Genomic DNA, 17858 nt, shown 5'->3' on the forward strand with positions numbered 1-17858 from the left:
TCTGGGCAGGGCGTCGCCGTCCGGGATCATCAAAATATTGCTCCTACTACGTACGACGTCCTACCAATGTAATGTGTCGGCAGTCACAAAGCCAGAGGTGGCTATGCTGTAGATGTGACATCCCACCTCCTGCCCGCAATCCCTGCCGCGCGGCCCGCCGTCGAGCACGTCCTGGCGGCCCGCGGCCGCGGCGGCTACCGTCAGTACCGGATCCCCGCCCTCGCCGTGACCGCCAAGGGGACACTGCTCGCGGCCTACGACGGCCGGCCCAACCTGGACGACCTTCCAAGCCCCATCGACCTGCTGATCAGGCGCAGCGCGGACAGCGGGCGCACCTGGAGTGGCCAGCAGGTGGTGCGGACCGGCACCGGACTGGAAGGATTCGGGGACCCCAGCCTGCTGGTTGACGCCGGGACCGGACGGATCTTCCTCTTCCACGCCGCCGGGACGCACGCCGGCTTCTTCGAGGCCACACCGGGGATGGACCACCACGACCACCAGGTCCAGCATTGCGATTTCAGCATGTCCGACGACGACGGCCTGACCTGGCAGCACCGGCGCATTACGGCGGACCTCAAGGCCAGCAGCACGCGGGAGATCACGGGCATCTTCGCCGCGGCCGGCCAAGGGATCCAGATCCACTGCGGCCCGCACCAGGGGCGGCTGGTGCAGCAGTATGTGGTGTTGAGCGGGGGCAGGATCATGGCAGCTTCGGCCTACAGCGACAACCATGGCGACACCTGGCGACTCGGCCGGCTGATCGAAGGGACAGCCGACGGCGGAGCCCCCAACGAGAACAAAGTGGCCGCGCTCAGCGATGGCAGGCTGCTCCTGCACAGCCGGGCCACGCCGCGCCGCCTTGCCGCCGTCTCCGACGACGGCGGCCACAGCTGGTGCACGCCGGTTCCGGTCGCGGACCTTCCCGATCCCAGCGACAACGGTTCGCTGGCCCGCTTCGACGGATTGCCGTCCGTCACCGGCCTGGCCGCGCCGGCCACGGATTCCTGGCTGCTGGCCACCAACAACCAGGACCCCAGCCTGCGCCGCAACACCGTCCTGAGCCTGTCGACCGACGACGGCGCCACCTGGCCTGCCAAGCTGGTCCTGTGCCCGGGCAGCTCGGCGTACTCCACCGCCACCCGCATGCCGGACGGCAACATTGGCGTGCTGTACGAACGCCAGGGCTACCGCGAGATCGTTTTTGCCTCGGTGCCGCCCGACCAGCTCACGGGCCAGCTTTCGTCACCGGATGCAGCAGGGCCCGACGCCGGCCTGCCGCCATCGGAGCCGGGCCTTGCCTTCGACATGGAGTTGCGGTCCATCACCCCCGGACTTCCCGCCGTGTGGCAGAACGCCGGCGAATTCCACGTGATGGCGCCCGGCGGAGACGGCTGGGGCGCCGAGTCGTGGAAGGAGATCGGCCAGGCCTACTCCCCCGACCAGGTCCAGGTCCTGGGCACCAGGGAGGCACAGGACCTGAACTACGGCCCCATCACCCCCGGATACAAGGCCGGGGACATTCTGGCATTCACCGGACGGGCCCGGAATGACGGCAGCCACACCGTCCGGGACGTGCGCCTGCACGGTCCGGGGGCAGGGGAGTTTCCGGCAACCGACCTCCCGCCGGGCCAGGAGGTTCTCTACTTCACGCCCACCTACACCGTGACGGCGGAGGACGTGAAACAGGACGCGTTTGAGGTTGCCTTTGCAGTGGAAGCAGCGGTGGGGGCCGGCAGGCGACAACTGTCCCGGACCTTCCGCTGCGACGTCGCGTCGGGAGGCATCACCGTGGCAGGGAGCACCGGGCGCTGAGCCGCTACTCCCCCACCAGGACCGCCATGTGCCGGAGCCGCTCCACGCGTTCTTCCGGCGACAGCTGGTCCGGACCAAGACCGACCTTGAACCCAAGGATGGGGAGCGGACCCGCCGCGGCCAGGCACCGGTCAATTTCGTGGCGGTTCAGCATGGAGCTGGGCGGGGCGCCCTGGATCTCCACCGCGGGGAGGTGCGCGTCGATCCACGCATAGCCGAAGCCGGTTTCCTTTGGCGAGCAGCCGGAAAAGACCAGGCCCTCCAGGACGCCTGCTTCACGGCCGAGCGACAGGTGTTCAACTGCCGTATCAGGACTGCCTGATTCGATGACTGAGCGCGCCCAGTTAACGGTCACACCCACGCGCTCCAAACCTTGGTTCCGGAGCGAAACGGCGATGTCCACCTCTTCGGCAAAGGACAAGAACCCCTTCTCCGGACTTGCCCCGGGGCGCGGGGCGTCGCAGTGCTCGATCAGCACTCGCGCCGATCCCCAGTCCCACTCCAGGACTTCCTTCAGCGATTCCTCGAACCAGCGGGCGGAGGCGCCCCCGGTAGGCGCTGAATGGAGTTCAACAGCCTCCACCTCATGCCCGGCATCCTGCAGCCCGCGGGCATGCTCCCGGACACCCGCCGCGAAGTCGAGGGCTTCCCGCCGGCCCGCCGTGTCAGCGGAGGCCAGGCCGAACGCCGCGTTGGCGGCCAGCCGCTGCATGGTCCCGGGGATGGCGGTGACCATGGCGGACCAGGTTTCCGGCGCCCCGGCGGGCCAGACGGTCCCGCCATGCGGACCATAGGGAAGCTCAAGTCCGCGGATCGGGGAAATGGCAGCAAGGCCCCGGTAGAACTGCTCCTGCAGTTCGACGGGCTGGGCGGGGTAGGCGCCGACAATCAAGGACAAGGAAGCTCCATTCGCGAAGGGTCTGGCGTCAGGCCAGGCGGAAATGCAAGAAACATTAGTCCACTTGACGCTGGCTGTGATGGGACTTACAGTTTTCCATACGAGCTAGGACATCCTACATCCGATAAACATCTCCTGAACGGTGAGGCCAATGAACAACATCAAGAACCTGCCACTGGTCAATGACGCCAGCCGCCGGAACTTCCTCAAACTCGGCGGGGCCATGGGCCTCGCCGCAGCCTTCGCCAGCTCCCTGGCCGCCTGCGGTGGACCCGCCGCCACCACCAGCAGTTCCACCACCAACACCTCGCCGATTAACAAGGACCTCACCATCGAGGCCGGTATCTCTTACGCCCTCTCCACCGGCTTCGATCCCATTTCCTCCTCCGGCGCCACCCCCATGGCCGCCAACCTGCACGTCTTCGAGGGCCTGGTTGAGCTACACCCGGCAACCCGGGAGCCCTACAACGCCCTGGCAGCAACTGATCCCAAGATGGTCAACCCCACCACCTACCATGTAGCCATCCGCGAAGGCGCCACGTTCCACGACGGCACCCCGGTCACGGCCGAGGACGTAGTGTTCTCCTTCACCCGGGTCATGGATCCCGCCAACAAGTCCCTGTTCTCGCAGTTCATCCCATTCATCCAGGGCGTCAAGGCGCTCGATGCCAAGACCGTGGAATTCACCCTGAAGTACGCCTTCCCCGGGTTCGGACCGCGCATCTCGGTGGTAAAGGTGGTGCCCAAGGCGCTCACCAACTTCCCGGCCGGCTCGGACCAGCTGAAATCCTTCGACGCCAAGCCCGTTGGAACCGGTCCGTACAAGCTGGTCTCAGCCGTCAAGGACGACAAGATCATCTTCGAGGCGAACCAGGCGTACAACGGCCCCATGCCGGCACTGGCCAAGGGCATGACCTGGCTGCTGCTCTCCGACGCCGCCGCCCGTGTGACCGCCATGCAGTCCGGCCGGGTCCAGGCCATCGAGGACGTCCCCTACCTGGACATGGAGGGGCTTAAGTCCGCCGCCACGGTTGAGTCCGTGCAGTCGTTCGGCCTGCTGTTCCTGATGTTCAACTGCTCCGCCGCGCCGTTCGACAACAAGCTGGTCCGGCAGGCCCTGCACTACGGCCTGGACAAGGATTCCATCATCAAGAAGGCCCTGTTCGGCAACGCCAAGCCGGCCAGCTCCTACTTCCAGGAGGGCCACCCGGACTACGTCAAGGCCAAGAACGTCTACAGCTACGATCCCAGCAAGGCCGCAGACCTCCTCAAGCAGGCCGGCGTCTCCAACCTGGAGTTCGAGCTCCTCACCACGGACACCGCATGGGTCAAGGACGTGGCACCCCTGATGCTGGAATCCTGGAACAAGATCCCCGGCGTCAAGGTGACCCTCAAGAACCTGCAGTCCGGTGCCTTGTACACGGACCGAGTGGGCAAGGGCGACTACAAGGTGGTTGCGGCGCCAGGCGATCCGTCCGTCTTCGGCAACGACGCAGACCTCCTGCTGAGCTGGTTCTACGCAGGTGACACCTGGATGAAGAACCGCGCCTACTGGGGCTCGACGCCGGAGCGTGCCCAGCTCGTGGACCTCATGACCAAGGCCGGCCAGTCGTCCAAGGATGACGCCAAGAAGCTCACCGGGCAGATCGTTGACCTCGTCTCCGAAGAGGTTCCCCTCTACCCGCTGTTCCACCGCCAGCTTCCCAGCGCCTGGGATGCAAAGAAGCTCAGCGGCTTCAAGCCCCTTCCCACCACCGGAGTTTCCTTCGTTGGTGTGGGCCGCACCGCCTAGCCACACCAACCGGAGACTACATTGACCACGATATTGCGCCTCCTGGGCCGGAGGCTGGCAGCCCTGCCGCTGATGGTCCTGGGCATCACCTTGCTCGTGTTCCTCGTCCTGCAGGCCGCCCCCGGCGACCAGGCGAGCAGCGCCCTGGGCGAAGGGGCCAGCGAGGAAGCGAAAGAGCAGTACCGGCAGGCCAACGGCCTGAACGATCCGCTGCTGCTGCAGTACTTCCGCTTCCTTGGAAAACTCCTCCGGCTCGACCTGGGAGTCACCACTCCGCCGGCGAAATCCGTGGCAAGCATGATCGGCTCAGCCTTTCCCCTGACGCTGCAGCTGACGTTCCTGGGCGTCATCATCGCGGTTGTGGTCTCGCTGGTCTTCGGCATCATCGGCGCCCTGTACCGGGATAAATGGCAGGACCAGCTGGTGCGGGTCTTCTCCATCGCCGCGGTGGCAACGCCGTCGTTCTGGCTGGGCATCCTGCTGATCCAGTGGTTCGCCCTGGGCCCGGCACCGCTGTTCCCGTCCGGCGGCATTGCCACCCCGGAATCCGGGTTCGGCGGCTGGCTCAACTCGATGGCGCTGCCTGCCCTGGCACTGGGCATCCCGGTCTCCGCTTCCCTCATCCGGGTGGTCCGCACCTCCATGGTGGAGGAGCTGGACCGGGACTATGTCCGCACCGCCATCGGCAACGGCGTCCCGTACCGGGAAGTGGTCTCCAGGAACGTGCTCCGCAACGCCCTGGTCACTCCGGTCACCGTGCTGGGACTGCGGATCGGCTACCTGCTGGGCGGCGCCGTCGTCATTGAAATGATCTTTGCGCTGCCCGGCATGGGCCAACTGATCCTCAACGGCATCACCAACCTGGACGTGAACCTGGTGCAGGGCGTGGTCCTGACCATTTCCGTGACCTTTGTCCTGGTGAACATTGCCGTGGACCTCCTCTACCTGCTCATCAACCCCCGAATCAGGACCGTGTGACCCATGCGCAGCAAACTCGCTGAACGTCTGAGCGCCCCCGGACTTCGCTTCAAGGCCCTGCCCTGGGGCTCCCGCCTGGCCCTCTCCTTCCTGGTGGTGATCGCCCTCGCGGCCGTCTTCGCCCCGGTCCTGGCACCGCACGACCCGCTGGAGACCTTCCTGCCGGCCACGCCTCCCGGCGCCGAGCACTTCTTCGGCACCGACCGGCTGGGCCGCGACATCTTCTCCCGCCTGCTCTACGGTTCCCAGTCCTCGCTGATGATCGGCCTGGGCGCCGTGGCACTGGCGGTCCTCGCCGGCGCGTTCCTCGGCTCGCTCGCCGCGACATCCAGCAAGGCCGTGAACGAACTGCTCATGCGCCTCATGGACATCCTCATGGCGTTCCCGGGCATCGCCCTGGCGGCGGTCCTGCTGGCGGCGTTCGGCAACTCGGTGCCCACCATCATCGTGGCCATCGCCATCATCTACACCCCGCAGCTGGCCCGGGTGGTCCGCGCCAACGTGCTCGCCCAGTACGGCGAGGACTACGTCCGGGCGGAACGGGTCATCGGCGCCGGCCGCTTCTACATCCTGGCCAAGCACATCGTGCGCAACACCGCGGCCCCCGTCCTGGTGTTCGCCACGGTGATGGTGGCCGACGCGATCATCCTCGAAGCCTCGCTGTCCTTCCTGGGCGCCGGCGTGCAGGATCCGGCCCCGTCGTGGGGCAATGTGATCTCGTACGGCCGCAACCTGGTCCTCTCCGGCGGGTGGTGGGCCACCACTTTCGCCGGCCTCACCATCCTGCTCACCGTGCTGGCGCTGAACATCCTGGCCGAAGGACTCACCGATGCCATGGTGAACCCGCGGCTCCGCAAGGCACCTGCGGTGAAGGACGACGACGGCGCTGCGGCATCGGTGGCCGGCGCGGCTGTCGCCGCGGTGGACACCGAGGTGGCCACCTCGGTTGCGCAGCCCTCAGTCGTCGAGGAACACGAGCTCGACGGCGTCCGCGAAGCAACAACTGCGAATGCCGGCGAGCGCGAGCTGGCCCATTCCGCCCTGCTGACCGACCGCCGCGTGGCGGCCGCCAACCCGCACGCCCTGCTGGACCGCGAGCTGGAACTCCTCGCCGCCGTCGAGGCCACCCGCACCGACCGGTTGCCCCAGGTCCCCGCCGGCGCCCGCACCGTCCTTGAAGTCAGGAACCTGTCCATCCGGTTCCCCGGCCGCTTCGGTGACACAGCCATCGTGGACAACGTCTCCTTCACCGTCCGCGAAGGCGAAACCATGGGCCTGGTGGGTGAATCCGGCTGCGGCAAGTCCATCACGTCGCTGGCCATCATGGGCCTGCTGCCCAAGACCGCGAAGATCACCGGTTCCATCACCTTCGATGGCAAGGAACTGCTGGATCCAAGAACCGGGCACAGCAACGTCAAGGCTTACCAGGGGCTTCGCGGCGAACAGATCGCCATGGTCTACCAGGACGCGCTCAGCTCACTGAACCCGTCCATGAAGATCAAGGACCAGATGACGCAGCTGACGCGCCGCGGCGGCCGGAAGACCCCGGCCGAACTGCTGGAGATGGTCAAGCTGGACCCGGTCCGCACCCTGGCCAGCTACCCCCACGAGCTTTCGGGCGGCCAGCGCCAGCGCGTCCTGATCGCCATGGCGCTCTCCCGCTCACCCAAGATCGTGGTGGCCGACGAACCAACCACCGCGCTGGACGTCACCGTCCAGAAGCAGGTGGTGGACCTGCTCAACGAACTGCGGGAGCAGCTGGGCTTCGCCATGGTGTTCGTCAGCCACGACCTGGCGCTGGTGGCCTCGCTGGCCCACCGGATCACGGTGATGTACGCCGGCCAGGTGGTTGAATCCGCCCGTGCCTCCGAACTGCTGCGGAACCCGAAACACGAATACACCCGTGGCCTGCTGGGTGCCGTGCTCTCCATCGAAGCGGACGCTGCCCGCCTCCACCAGATCCCCGGCACCGTGCCCTCGCCACAGGATTTCGCCAGCGGCGACCGCTTCGCACCCCGGTCGCTGCGCAGCGATGCCGACCCCAACCAGGCACTGGTCCTCACCGCCGTGGGCGGGGACTCGGACCATTTCTGGGCCAGCCACCTTAAGGAGGACGCCAAGTGAGCGTATCCACCGGCAAACCGGTCATCGAACTCAAGGACGTAAAGGTTCATCACCGCGCACGCACCGGGGGGCTCTTCCGGCCCAACATCGTCAAGGCCGTCAACGGGGTTGACTTCACCATCAGCCGCGGCGAAACGGTGGGCATCGTTGGCGAATCCGGGTGCGGCAAGTCCACCCTGGCCTCGGTCCTGGTGGGGCTGCAGGCGCCTACGTCCGGCGAGGTGCTGTTCCACGGCAAATCGGCCATCAAACGCAACGCCGCTATGCGAAAGGAGTTTGGCCGCGCCGTCTCCGTCGTCTTCCAGGACCCGGCCACGGCACTGAACCCGCGCATGACCATCCAGGACATCCTCACCGACCCGCTCCAGGTCCACGGCATCGGCAACGCCGCGTCCCGGGCCGCCAAAGTCAAGGAACTCCTGGCGCTGGTAGGCCTGCCAGCCTCCGCGGCGGAAGTAACGCCGTCGCAGGTTTCCGGCGGGCAACGCCAGCGTGTTGCCATCGCCAGGGCCTTGGCGCTGGACCCGGACATCATCGTTGCCGACGAACCCACCTCGGCGCTGGATGTGTCCGTCCGTGCCCAGGTGCTGAACCTGCTCTCGGACCTGAAGACCCAACTGAATCTGGGCATGGTGTTCATCTCCCACGACATCCAGACCGTCCGCTACGTTTCCGACCGCATCTGCGTCATGTACTTCGGCGAAATCGTGGAGGAAGGACCGGCGGCCCAGGTGTTCGACACCCCCCGGAACGACTACACCCGCAAACTCCTCGGTGCCGCACCCAGTTTGCTGCACACCTGAAATTTTCAAACCCCACCTCTCACAACCACGCATTGGAGTTTTCCGTGTCTTCCCAGTTCTCGGGCGTCATTCCCCCTGTCGTCACCCCCCGCCACGCAGACGGCAGCATCGACACCGCCTCGCTGCAGAACCTCACCAAGCACCTGCTCGACGGCGGCGTGTCCGGGCTTTTCGTCCTGGGCTCCTCAGCGGAGGTGCCTTACATGACCAACGCCGAACGCGCACAGGTGGTCAGCACCATCGCCGAGGCCAACGCCGGCTCCGTGCCCCTGATCGTCGGCGCCAACGAACAGACCACCAACCGCGTCATCGAGGAAGCCAAGCGGGTGGTGGACCTTGGCGCGGATGCCATCGTGGTCACCTCCATGTACTACGCGATCGGCAACGCCGAAGAAACCGAGACGCATTTCCGGAGCATCCACGCAGCCGTTGACGCCCCGGTCTTTGCCTACGACGTCCCCGTCCGCACCCATTTCAAGCTCCCCACCGACCTGTTGGTCCGGCTGGGCCGCGATGGCGTCATCGCCGGCGTCAAGGACTCCTCCGGGGACGACGTCGCCTTCCGCCAGCTCCTGCTCGCCGCCCGTGGCATCGAGAACTTCGACATCTTCACCGGACACGAAGTGGTGGTGGACGGTGCCCTGCTCGGCGGCGCACAAGGCGTGGTTCCGGGCCTTGGCAACGTGGATCCCCGCGGCTACCGCAACCTGGTGGACGCTGCAGCTTCCGGCGACTGGGCGAAAGCCGCCGCCGAACAAGACCGCCTGGCCGACCTCTTCGAGATCGTCTACACCCCCAACGGACGAGTCTCCGGAGGGGCGGCCGGGTTGGGTGCCTTCAAGACGGCGCTGCAGATCATGGGAGTCATCGAATCCAACACCATGAGCGCACCCATGCAGGCGTTGAACGAAGAAGAGACCACCGCGATCAAGGTCATCCTCGAACGCAACGGCCTGGTGTAGAACCCTGGTGATGTACGCCGTTGGTGTTGATCTTGGCGGTACCAAGACGGCTGCGGGAGTGGTCTCCGCCGCTGGAGAGGTCCTGTTTTCGGAGACCATCCCCACGCTGAACCGTGACGGCGGGGCCGCCGTCCTCGATGCCACTGCTGCGCTGGTTACCGCGTTGGTTGGCCGGGCCCACAAGGAGGGCCTGGCCGTGGCAGGGGTTGGCATCGGTTCCGCCGGCGTGATCGATTCCGCCCGCGGCGTGGTGGTCTCCGCCACGGATGCCATCCGGGGCTGGGCCGGGACGGCACTGACCGCAGGCCTGGCCGCCCGGCTGGACCTGCCGGCGTCGTCCGTCCGGGCGGTGAACGATGTCCACGCCCACGCCCTGGGTGAGGCCTGGACCGGAGCGGCCGCAGGGACTGCAAGTTCGTTGCTGGTGGCGTTCGGCACGGGCGTGGGCGGCAGTTTCGTGGTGGACGGCCGGCCCGTCCTGGGACACCGGCATGCCGGCGGCCATGTGGGCCATTTCGCCTCACCGCTTGCGTACCACGGCGGCGTTGCGCTGGCGTGCGTCTGCGGCGGGTCAGGGCACGTCGAAGCGATCGCCTCCGGCCCGGCCCTGCTGGAGGCCTACCTTAGGCTGGGTGGCACCGCCCCTGTCCGCGACGCCCGCGGTGTGTTCGCCTTGGCCCGCGCGGGTGACACCACCGCCGCCAAGGCCCTCCACGCCTCCGCCGCGGCTGCCGGCCAGGCGGTGGGCGGCCTGGCCAACATCCTCGATCCCGAAATCGTGGTGGTCTCCGGCGGCCTGGCCGATGCCGGGGAGCCGTGGTGGGAGCCCATGCGGCTGGCGCTCCGGGCCGAACTGCTGCCGGCGCTGGGAGACCTGCCGGTGGTACCCGCGGCCCTGGGCAATGCCGCTGCCCTGGTGGGCGCGGCCCGCCTGGTCCTCCTGCCCCTCCACACCAGCCAAGGAACCACTCCATGATCCTGTCCCCCGAAGCCCTGGAATCCCTGCGGGCCCGGCTCATCGTGTCTTGCCAGGCCTACCCCGGCGAACCCATGCGGGATCCCCGCACCACCGCCCAGGTGGCTGCCTCCGCTGTGATCGGCGGCGCCGCCGCGGTCCGCGTTCAGGGCCTGGCCGATATCCAGCACACGCGCGCCGCCGTCGAGGTTCCGGTCATTGGGCTCTGGAAGGACGGGCATGACGGGGTCTTCATCACGCCCACGCTCCGGCACGCTTTGGCCGTGGCCAACGCGGGCGCCCACGTGGTGGCGGTGGACGGGACCCGCCGTAACCGGCCGGACGGCCTGACCCTGGCGCAGACTATCGCCGGGATCCACCAGGAATCCCACGCGCTGGTCATGGCAGACTGTGGCTCGCTCCCGGATGCGGCCGCCGCCGTCGAGGCCGGCGCGGACCTCATCGGCACCACCTTGGCCGGTTACAGCGGCGAGCGCCCCAAGAGCGACGGCCCGGACCTGGAGTTGCTGGCGGACATCGCAGCGGCCGGTTTCGGTGTCCCGCTGATTGCCGAGGGCCGTGTCCATTCGCCGGTACAAGCCCGGCAGGCCCTCGACGCCGGCGCCTTCGCGGTGGTGGTGGGCACGGCCATAACGCACCCCGCCACCCTCACCGGCTGGTTCGCCGACGCCTTGGCCTGACCGCCGCTAACCGGTCTTCTGCAAGGTAGCGTTGCGGGTCAGCAGTTCGGGAGCTTGGGGCTGCCGCGGTTCAGTGAGGGGCATGACCAGCAGGTTCCGGTGCAGGGTGACCCAGCCGTCCCGTTCCATCGGGCCGTGGTCGAACTGGTCGGGGACGAAGAGAATGTCCCGTCCATCGGGGTCCTGCACTTTCGCCAGGATGTCCCGGCCGTCGGGGATGTAGTCGCAGGCTTCCCAGTAGGACACCTGGTCCAGGTCGTACTTCCCCACCAGGCATGCCACGCCGGACGTCCTGGCCGGGGCGGCGTAGTAGGTCATGGACTCATAGGAGGCGAGCTTCCGGGTTTCACGGATGACCGCTTCCCCGTCCTCGTCCTGGATGGCCGGGATGGCGTCGCTCTTGGTCAGCTGCCGCTCCAGCACTGCCATGGTCCCGGGCGTCGCCATCAGGAAGTGCGTGTAAATGAGCCATAGACCCGCGCAGGTGCCTAGGCCCACCACGGCGGAGAGGGTGATGATGAGTTTCCAGAACAACGTCAACGGTTGCGCCTGCCGTGTGGCGTTCATGGACGCCGCCGGCCGAGGTCCCCGGGGGCCGGACGCGCGGCTGTGGCGGACCCGGTGATATTCAAGCGCTGCCCCCTCAGGCTGTTGATCTCCCTGCACGCTACACCGTGAAGGTGGGCGCCCTTTTGCTTTGCCTTCGTGTCGCGGCAGTGGGGTGGGGGTGGCGCAGCAGTGGGCTGGGGGTGGCGCAGCAGTGGGCTGGGGGCCGAGCAGGATCCTGCCGTGGCGCTTAGGCGGCCGGGACAGGCCTGGATGGTTCTAGACGCCAACAGCCTCGCCGGGAATGCGCAGGGGAACCTGGCCGCTTCCGGGGGCCAGCAGTGCCGCGGCGGCTTCGTCTGCCACCACCGTCACATGCTGGTGCAGTTGCAGCACGGATGCGGGGCATTCCACCGAGACCTCGCCGTGCAGGGCGCGGGCGAGGATGGCGGCTTTATCCGTTCCGGCCACCACCAGGAGCAGGTGCCGGGCCTCGAGGATGGTCCCGAGTCCCTGCGTGATGCACCGGCGCGGCACGTCGGATTCGGACGTGAAGTACCGGGCGTTGGCGGCACGCGTGCGTTCGGCCAGGACCTCCACCCGGGTGCGGGAGGAGAAAGCGGATCCGGGTTCATTGAAGGCAAGATGACCGTTGTGCCCGATGCCCAGGAGCTGGACGTCCACCCCGCCGGCAGCACGGATGGCAGCGTCGTAGTCGTCGGCTGCCTGCCGGGGGTCTGCCGCGTTGCCGGCGGGTACCCGAACGAGCGCCGGGTCCATTCCCAGCCGTTCGGTCACCTCCCGCCGCACCACCTCACCATAGCTCTGCGGGTGTCCGGCAGGCAGCCCGAAGTACTCGTCCAGGGCGAACGCACGGACCCCGGACATGTCAAGCCGGTGCCCGGCGAGGGCTGCGTACACGGGAAGCGGGGACCCGCCCGTCGCCACGCCCAGGACGGCGTCAGGCTTGGAGCGGACGACGGCGGCAAGGATCCCGGCGGCGACCACGCCGGTGGCGGCGGCATCGGGGACGACAAAGATTTCCAAGGCTGGGCTTTCTCGTAAGGAAGGAGTGAAGCAGGGCATGCGGCAGCCGGGCCTGGCGGCGGAGGGCCGCCCGCCGCGGCAGCGTGGTGGATCCGGGTTTGCGCCGCTAGGCGGATGCGACGTCCTTGAGTTTTTGGCGGATGCCGTCAAAGTGGCGCTGCAGGCGTTCGGCCGCGAGCGCCTTGTCCCGGTTGGCCACGGCCTCGTAGATGTCCCAGTGGATCCGCGCCTGTTCCTCCAAGTTGACCGGCCCCGATCCCAGGGCCTCGTGGATCTGCCGGTAGACCTGCCAGAACACGTCCATGAGGTTGATCAGGAGCTCGTTGTTCAGGGGGGCATAGAGCTTCCGGTGGAATTCCGCGTCGTGCTCGGCAAGGGGCTCACCCTGGGCTGCGGCGGCCTGCATGGCCTCCATCGAGGACTTCAGGTCCGCGAGGTGTTCCTCCGTCAGCAGGTCGATGGCCGAACCGATCAGTCCTGACTCGAGGGCCTGGCGCACGTCAATGAGCTCCATGGCTTCTTCGCCCTTGTGCCGGAGGGACAGCCGGCCGCGGAAGGTCAGTCCGGAGACCAGGGCGCTGAAGTTGTTGGGTGCCACGAACATGCCAAAGCCATGGCGGATCTCGATGACGCCCAGGGCCTGGAGGACCTTGAGGGATTCCCGGACGGTGTTGCGGCCGACGCCGAGCTCTGCGGACAGCTCACTCTCGGTGGGCAGCGCATCGCCAACATCCAGGCCGCGCTCCAGGATGAGTTCCATGATTCTGGTCTGGAGGGCATGGGACCGGATTTGTGCACTGAACCTTGCGGGCGGAACCGCTGCGGATGCTACTGTCACGTCATCTCCTTCGACCGCACCGGGCGGCGGCCTCTCGTCTCTCATCAGTGTACAGGAGATGGGACGTCCTTCATCTAATTCAGATCTGCGCATCCGGGAGCCCACATCAAACTCACTTCCATTCTTGCGCCGCGCACAGAATTGATCCGATCTTGAGGCAAATCTTGCGCCCCCTAGACTTTTCAGGTCCACGCTGGAGTTATTAGACAAAACCAGCCTGGGGAGCAGGAAGTCATGGGAACCAAGACAGCGTTGGACAACGAAGTCACAACAGTGGGAGGAGTGCTGACCGACCTTCAGCCGCTGGATTTCCACACATTGGGGCTGGCCGGGTGCATCGACCGGCTCACGGGCCCCTTTCGCAAGCATGGAACCGCGGTCCACTGGGATACTCCGCACTGGGGCATCGAGATCCCGGCGGACTGCGCCTCCCTGCTGTACCAGTCGGCGCGGGAAGCGCTCAGCAACGCGTTCAAGTACTCGTCCGCAGCCTCGCTGACCATCCAGTTGGCGGCCGTTGACCACGGGATCCGCCTGGTGGTGGCCGACGACGGCACGGGCTTTGACCGCGACGCCGCTACGTGCGGGCGGCACCACGGGTACGGGCTGCGGCTTATGGCGGTCGCCGTCCAGGAAGCCGGCGGGGCTGTGGAGATCACTTCCGCACCGGGCGGCGGCACCAGCGTGACGGTAACCTTGCCGTTGGACTAACAGGCTCGGATGGCCGCCGTCGCTGGGACGGCGGCCATCCGTATTCCCTTCCCCGGCAGGACGTCAGCGTGAGAGCTTGGCATCGTCAGGCTCGAGGTCGCCGATGTGTCCCGGCGCATTGGCCGCCAGGACCCTGGCAACGAAGGCCGCATACTCATCCATGTAGTGGCGCAGGAATTTGGCGGTGGCTTCATCCTTAACCTCGCCGTCGTCGCCAAACGCTGCCGGCTTGTAGGTGACATACGCCTCCGGGGCATTCAGCTGCGGAGCGTCCAGGAAGCTGAGGACGGCGCGCATGGAGGACTGCATCACCGCGGTTCCGATGCTGCCGGGTGAAGCGCCGATGATGCCGGTGGGCTTGCGGGCAAAGGAGTTGGTCCCCCACGGACGGGAACCCCAGTCGATGGCATTCTTCAGGGCGCCGGGGATGGAGCGGTTGTATTCGGGGGAAACGAACAGGATTCCGTCCGCGGCTTCGATGGCTTCCTTGAGCGCTCGGCCTTCCGGCGGGAAATCGGCGTCGTAATCGTAGCTGTAGAGCGGGAGGTCCCTGATGGGAATCTCCGTGAATTCCAGTTCTTCGGGCGCGAGGTTGATCAGTGCTTTGGCCAGCACCCGGTTGATGGACCCGCGCGCCAGGCTGCCCACGAAGTATCCGATCTTGTACGTTGCCATGAGGGTCCTTTCCAACAGCCGGCCCGGGCCGGCTGGGCTGAGTATGGCTGGAATGGTGCCGCCCGACAGGGACAGGGGGCGGCAGTTGGTGCTCACTGCCCCACCAGTCCAGCACAGAAGGCCTGCTCCGGCCAGAGCATCCGCATGCACCCTGCAATGCCGTGAAATCCTAAAGGGTCAGGTCAGGCACATGGTCCGCCAGGCAGATGCGCCTTGCGCCCCGCCCCGCCGTCTACTACGTTGTAATCCTGATCGAGAAAGCGCTTTCCCGCATCCCGGCGGGACCCCTACGCGCGGCAATCACCAGTGGAATCGGATGACATGACGGACAGCACCCTCATCAGGTGGATCGATGGACAGGCCCCTGCGGAAATCAGCAACGGAACAACGTGGGGCATGCCGTTCGCCCGCGGCTCAGTGCCCGGCGCGGACGCGCTTTCGGTGGCAGACGCCGCCGGCACTCCCCTCCCCAGCCAGGCGTGGCCCTTGGCCACCTGGCCGGACGGCTCCCTCAAATGGGCGGGAATCGCCCTCCCGGCAACGGACACGCCGTCGGGCACCTACCAGGTGGGGGTCGACGCCGGCGCGCCCGCCGCAGCCGGCCGGCCGGTCCCTGATGGCAAGGCCGTCACGGTCACCGAGGATGCCGATGCCCTGACAGTTGATACCGGCGTGTTGCGGATGGTGATCAACCGCAGCGGATCCACCCTGTTCAGCAGCCTGTCCCGTGACGGCCGGCCCGTTGCCCGCGACGCAAGGCTGGTCAGCCTGCTGCAGGACGGCGTTCCCGAAGGGGCCGGAACAGCCGGACGGGAGGCCTTCACCGGCGAGGTGGCCGCCGTCGTCGTGGAACAAGCCGGGCCCGTGCGCGCGGTGGTGCGGCTGGAAGGGCGCCACCACCCCGACCGGCAGGACAACGCGCACCGCGGCTGGCTGCCCTTTGTGGTGCGCTTCTACTTCCACGCCAACGCCCGCAGCGTGCGCATGGTGCACTCCTTCATCTGGGACGGTGACCCGGAGCAGGACTTCCTGGCCGGACTCGGCGTCCGGTTCAGCGTGCCGCTGGAGGCTGACCTGCATGACCGGCACATCCGGATCGCCGGGGCCGACGGCGGGTTCCTCGCCGAGGCCGTGCGTGGCCTGACCGGGCTGCGCCGGGACCCTGGCGCGGAGGTACGGGACGCGCAGATCGCCGGCCGCGCCACTCCCCCGGCAGAAACCTGGAACCCCGAGGTCGGCCGGCTGCACCTTATCCCCAGCTGGGGCGACTACACACTTACCCAGCTCAACGCGGACGGATTCGAACTGCGCAAGCGCACCACCGGCGGCCATGGCTGGGTGGGAATCTCGGGCGGCACCCGCTCGGCAGGCTTCTGCTCCCTGAGCGACACCCGCGGCGGCCTGGGCGTGGGAATCAAGGATTTCTGGCAGTCCCACCCGGGCCAGCTGGACATCCGCGGCGCGGCTACCGGTGAGGCGACCCTGACGGCATGGCTGTTCTCCCCGGAAGCCCAGCCCATGGACCTGCGGTTCTACCACGACGGCCTGGGCCAGGACACGTTCGAGGAGCAGCTCGAGGGGCTCGAGATCACCTATGAGGACTACGAACCCGGGTTCGGCAATCCCACCGGCATAGCCCGCACCCACGAGTTGACCCTGTTCGCCTACGACGCCACCCCCTCCACCGGGAGCCTCGCGGCCGACGCCGCCGCCGCGTCCGCCCCGGCGCTGCTGCAGGCCACGCCGGAATACCTGCACTCGGTGGGCGTCTTCGGCGACTGGGACCCGGTGGACCGCAGCACTCCGGCGCGTGCCCGGCTGGAGGACCAGCTGGATTTCCTGTTCGATTTCTACGCGGGCCAGGTGGAGCAGCGCCGCTGGTACGGGTTCTGGAACTACGGCGATGTGATGCACACGTATGACTTCGACCGGCACGTGTGGCGCTATGACGTGGGCGGCTACGCGTGGGACAACTCCGAGCTCTCCCCCGACCTGTGGTTGTGGTATTCCTATTTGCGTTCGGGCCGAGCGGACATTTTCCGCTTCGCCGAGGCCATGACCCGGCATACCGGCGAGGTGGACGTGTACCACCTGGGGCCGTGGAAGGGCCTGGGTTCCCGGCACAACGTCCAGCACTGGGGCTGCAGCGCCAAGCAGCTGCGGATCAGCACCCCCGCCTACCGCCGCTTCTACTACTACCTCACGGCCGACGAACGCACCGGAGACCTGCTGAGCGAACTGGTGGACAGCGACCGTAACTTCCTGGGCCTGGATCCGGTCCGCAAGGTGCGTCCGGATGCTGCCACCTACCGGCCCAACCGGGGCGCCCTGGGCGTCGGTCTGGGGACAGACTGGGGATCCCTGGCCGCCACCTGGCTCACCGACTGGGAACGCACCGGAAACCCGTGGTCCCGGGACCGGCTGCTGGGCACCATGGCGGACATCGGTGCGCTGAAATACGGTTTCCTCACCGGCGAAGCCCTGTACGACCTGGACAAAGGCCGGTTTGATACCGGCCGGGAACAGATCCAGGTCTCGCACCTCAGTGCCGTCTTCGGGCTGGTGGAGATCTGCAGCGAGCTGGTGGACCTGGTGCCGGATGCGGACTTCGAGCGGGCGTGGCTGCAGTACTGCCGCCTGTTCCTGGCCAGCAAGGAGGAGCAGGTGGAAGCGGTCGGACAGCCCCTCGAGGGGATCTACCTGACGCAGGCGCACAGCCGGCTGACGGCGTACGCCGCGGCACGGTTGCAGGATCGCGACCTCGCAGCTCGGGCCTGGGACAGCTTCACCGAGGGCGGCGAGCACCTGAACCACGGATCCGCCTTCACGCTGCGCCGGATCGAACCACCCCACGTGCTGCTGCCCGTGGACGAGGCACCCACAGTCTCCACCAATGACACGGCGCAGTTCGGGCTGGCGGTGATCCAGAACCTGGCACTGGTGGGCAGGTACCTGGACTGACAAGTCCCCCGCCGCCGGATAACGGGCGACGACGGCACCTGGCCAGGTGCCGTCG

15 protein-coding genes are annotated in these 17858 nt (G+C 67.2%); 10 read left to right on the plus strand and 5 right to left on the minus strand.

What is annotated here, in order from left to right; all coding sequences use genetic code 11:
• Positions 1-114: 114 nt before the first annotated feature.
• Complete coding sequence (locus ACFVVC_RS19095) at positions 115-1812, plus strand: exo-alpha-sialidase (RefSeq protein ID WP_387456879.1); 1698 nt, start codon at positions 115-117, stop codon at positions 1810-1812.
• A 4-nt stretch (positions 1813-1816) separates the two neighbouring features.
• On the opposite strand, the gene ACFVVC_RS19100 is transcribed toward ACFVVC_RS19095, so the two are convergent.
• Positions 1817-2710: a DUF4862 family protein gene (locus tag ACFVVC_RS19100; protein ID WP_387456882.1), complete on the minus strand. Its 894-nt coding sequence runs from the start codon at positions 2708-2710 to the stop codon at positions 1817-1819.
• A gap of 151 nt (positions 2711-2861) precedes the next feature.
• Here ACFVVC_RS19100 and ACFVVC_RS19105 point away from each other — a divergent pair, with 151 nt between their 5' ends.
• Genes ACFVVC_RS19105 through ACFVVC_RS19135 form a run of 7 tightly spaced genes read left to right on the plus strand, consistent with a single transcriptional unit; the run spans position 2862 to position 11025 of the window.
• Complete coding sequence (locus tag ACFVVC_RS19105) at positions 2862-4502, plus strand: ABC transporter substrate-binding protein (protein ID WP_387456884.1); 1641 nt, start codon at positions 2862-2864, stop codon at positions 4500-4502.
• 21 nt (positions 4503-4523) lie between these two features.
• Positions 4524-5480, plus strand: a complete 957-nt coding sequence (locus tag ACFVVC_RS19110; RefSeq protein WP_387456887.1) for an ABC transporter permease — start codon at positions 4524-4526, stop codon at positions 5478-5480.
• Between the two features lie 3 nt (positions 5481-5483).
• The gene (locus ACFVVC_RS19115; RefSeq protein WP_387456889.1) at positions 5484-7604 is read left to right on the plus strand and encodes a dipeptide/oligopeptide/nickel ABC transporter permease/ATP-binding protein; all 2121 of its coding nucleotides are present in this window, start codon (positions 5484-5486) and stop codon (positions 7602-7604) included.
• Complete coding sequence (locus tag ACFVVC_RS19120; RefSeq protein WP_387456892.1) at positions 7601-8407, plus strand: ATP-binding cassette domain-containing protein; 807 nt, start codon at positions 7601-7603, stop codon at positions 8405-8407. The genes ACFVVC_RS19115 and ACFVVC_RS19120 overlap by 4 nt, the downstream gene beginning before the upstream one ends.
• Before the next feature lie 44 nt (positions 8408-8451).
• Positions 8452-9369, plus strand: coding sequence for a dihydrodipicolinate synthase family protein (locus ACFVVC_RS19125; protein WP_387456894.1), 918 nt, complete (start codon positions 8452-8454; stop codon positions 9367-9369).
• Positions 9370-9379: 10 nt separating this feature from the next.
• Entirely contained in the window at positions 9380-10345 is a 966-nt protein-coding gene (locus ACFVVC_RS19130) for an ROK family protein (RefSeq protein ID WP_387456919.1), read from the plus strand.
• Positions 10342-11025 carry an N-acetylmannosamine-6-phosphate 2-epimerase gene (locus ACFVVC_RS19135; RefSeq protein WP_387456897.1) on the plus strand — a complete coding sequence of 228 codons (684 nt, stop codon included), beginning with the start codon at positions 10342-10344 and terminating at the stop codon, positions 11023-11025. The genes ACFVVC_RS19130 and ACFVVC_RS19135 overlap by 4 nt, the downstream gene beginning before the upstream one ends.
• Positions 11026-11031: 6 nt before the next feature.
• On the opposite strand, the gene ACFVVC_RS19140 is transcribed toward ACFVVC_RS19135, so the two are convergent.
• The 3 genes from ACFVVC_RS19140 to ACFVVC_RS19150 form a co-directional block, all read right to left on the minus strand.
• Entirely contained in the window at positions 11032-11592 is a 561-nt protein-coding gene (locus tag ACFVVC_RS19140; RefSeq protein ID WP_387456900.1) for a hypothetical protein, read from the minus strand.
• Positions 11593-11850: 258 nt separating this feature from the next.
• Positions 11851-12618, minus strand: a complete 768-nt coding sequence (locus ACFVVC_RS19145; RefSeq protein WP_387456903.1) for a glucosamine-6-phosphate deaminase — start codon at positions 12616-12618, stop codon at positions 11851-11853.
• Between the two features lie 106 nt (positions 12619-12724).
• Complete coding sequence (locus ACFVVC_RS19150; protein ID WP_018760909.1) at positions 12725-13456, minus strand: FadR/GntR family transcriptional regulator; 732 nt, start codon at positions 13454-13456, stop codon at positions 12725-12727.
• Between the two features lie 234 nt (positions 13457-13690).
• Here ACFVVC_RS19150 and ACFVVC_RS19155 point away from each other — a divergent pair, with 234 nt between their 5' ends.
• Positions 13691-14167, plus strand: a complete 477-nt coding sequence (locus ACFVVC_RS19155) for a sensor histidine kinase (RefSeq protein ID WP_387456905.1) — start codon at positions 13691-13693, stop codon at positions 14165-14167.
• 63 nt (positions 14168-14230) lie between these two features.
• Here the strand turns inward: ACFVVC_RS19155 and ACFVVC_RS19160 are convergent, their stop codons facing one another.
• Positions 14231-14842, minus strand: a complete 612-nt coding sequence (locus ACFVVC_RS19160) for an NADPH-dependent FMN reductase (protein ID WP_387456908.1) — start codon at positions 14840-14842, stop codon at positions 14231-14233.
• A 321-nt stretch (positions 14843-15163) separates the two neighbouring features.
• Between ACFVVC_RS19160 and ACFVVC_RS19165 the strand changes: the two genes are divergently transcribed.
• Positions 15164-17803, plus strand: a complete 2640-nt coding sequence (locus ACFVVC_RS19165; protein ID WP_387456911.1) for a Tat pathway signal sequence domain protein — start codon at positions 15164-15166, stop codon at positions 17801-17803.
• The last annotated feature ends 55 nt before the right edge of the window (positions 17804-17858 follow it).

It is taken from the genome of Pseudarthrobacter sp. NPDC058196 (assembly GCF_042882685.1).
Lineage (GTDB): Bacteria > Actinomycetota > Actinomycetes > Actinomycetales > Micrococcaceae > Arthrobacter.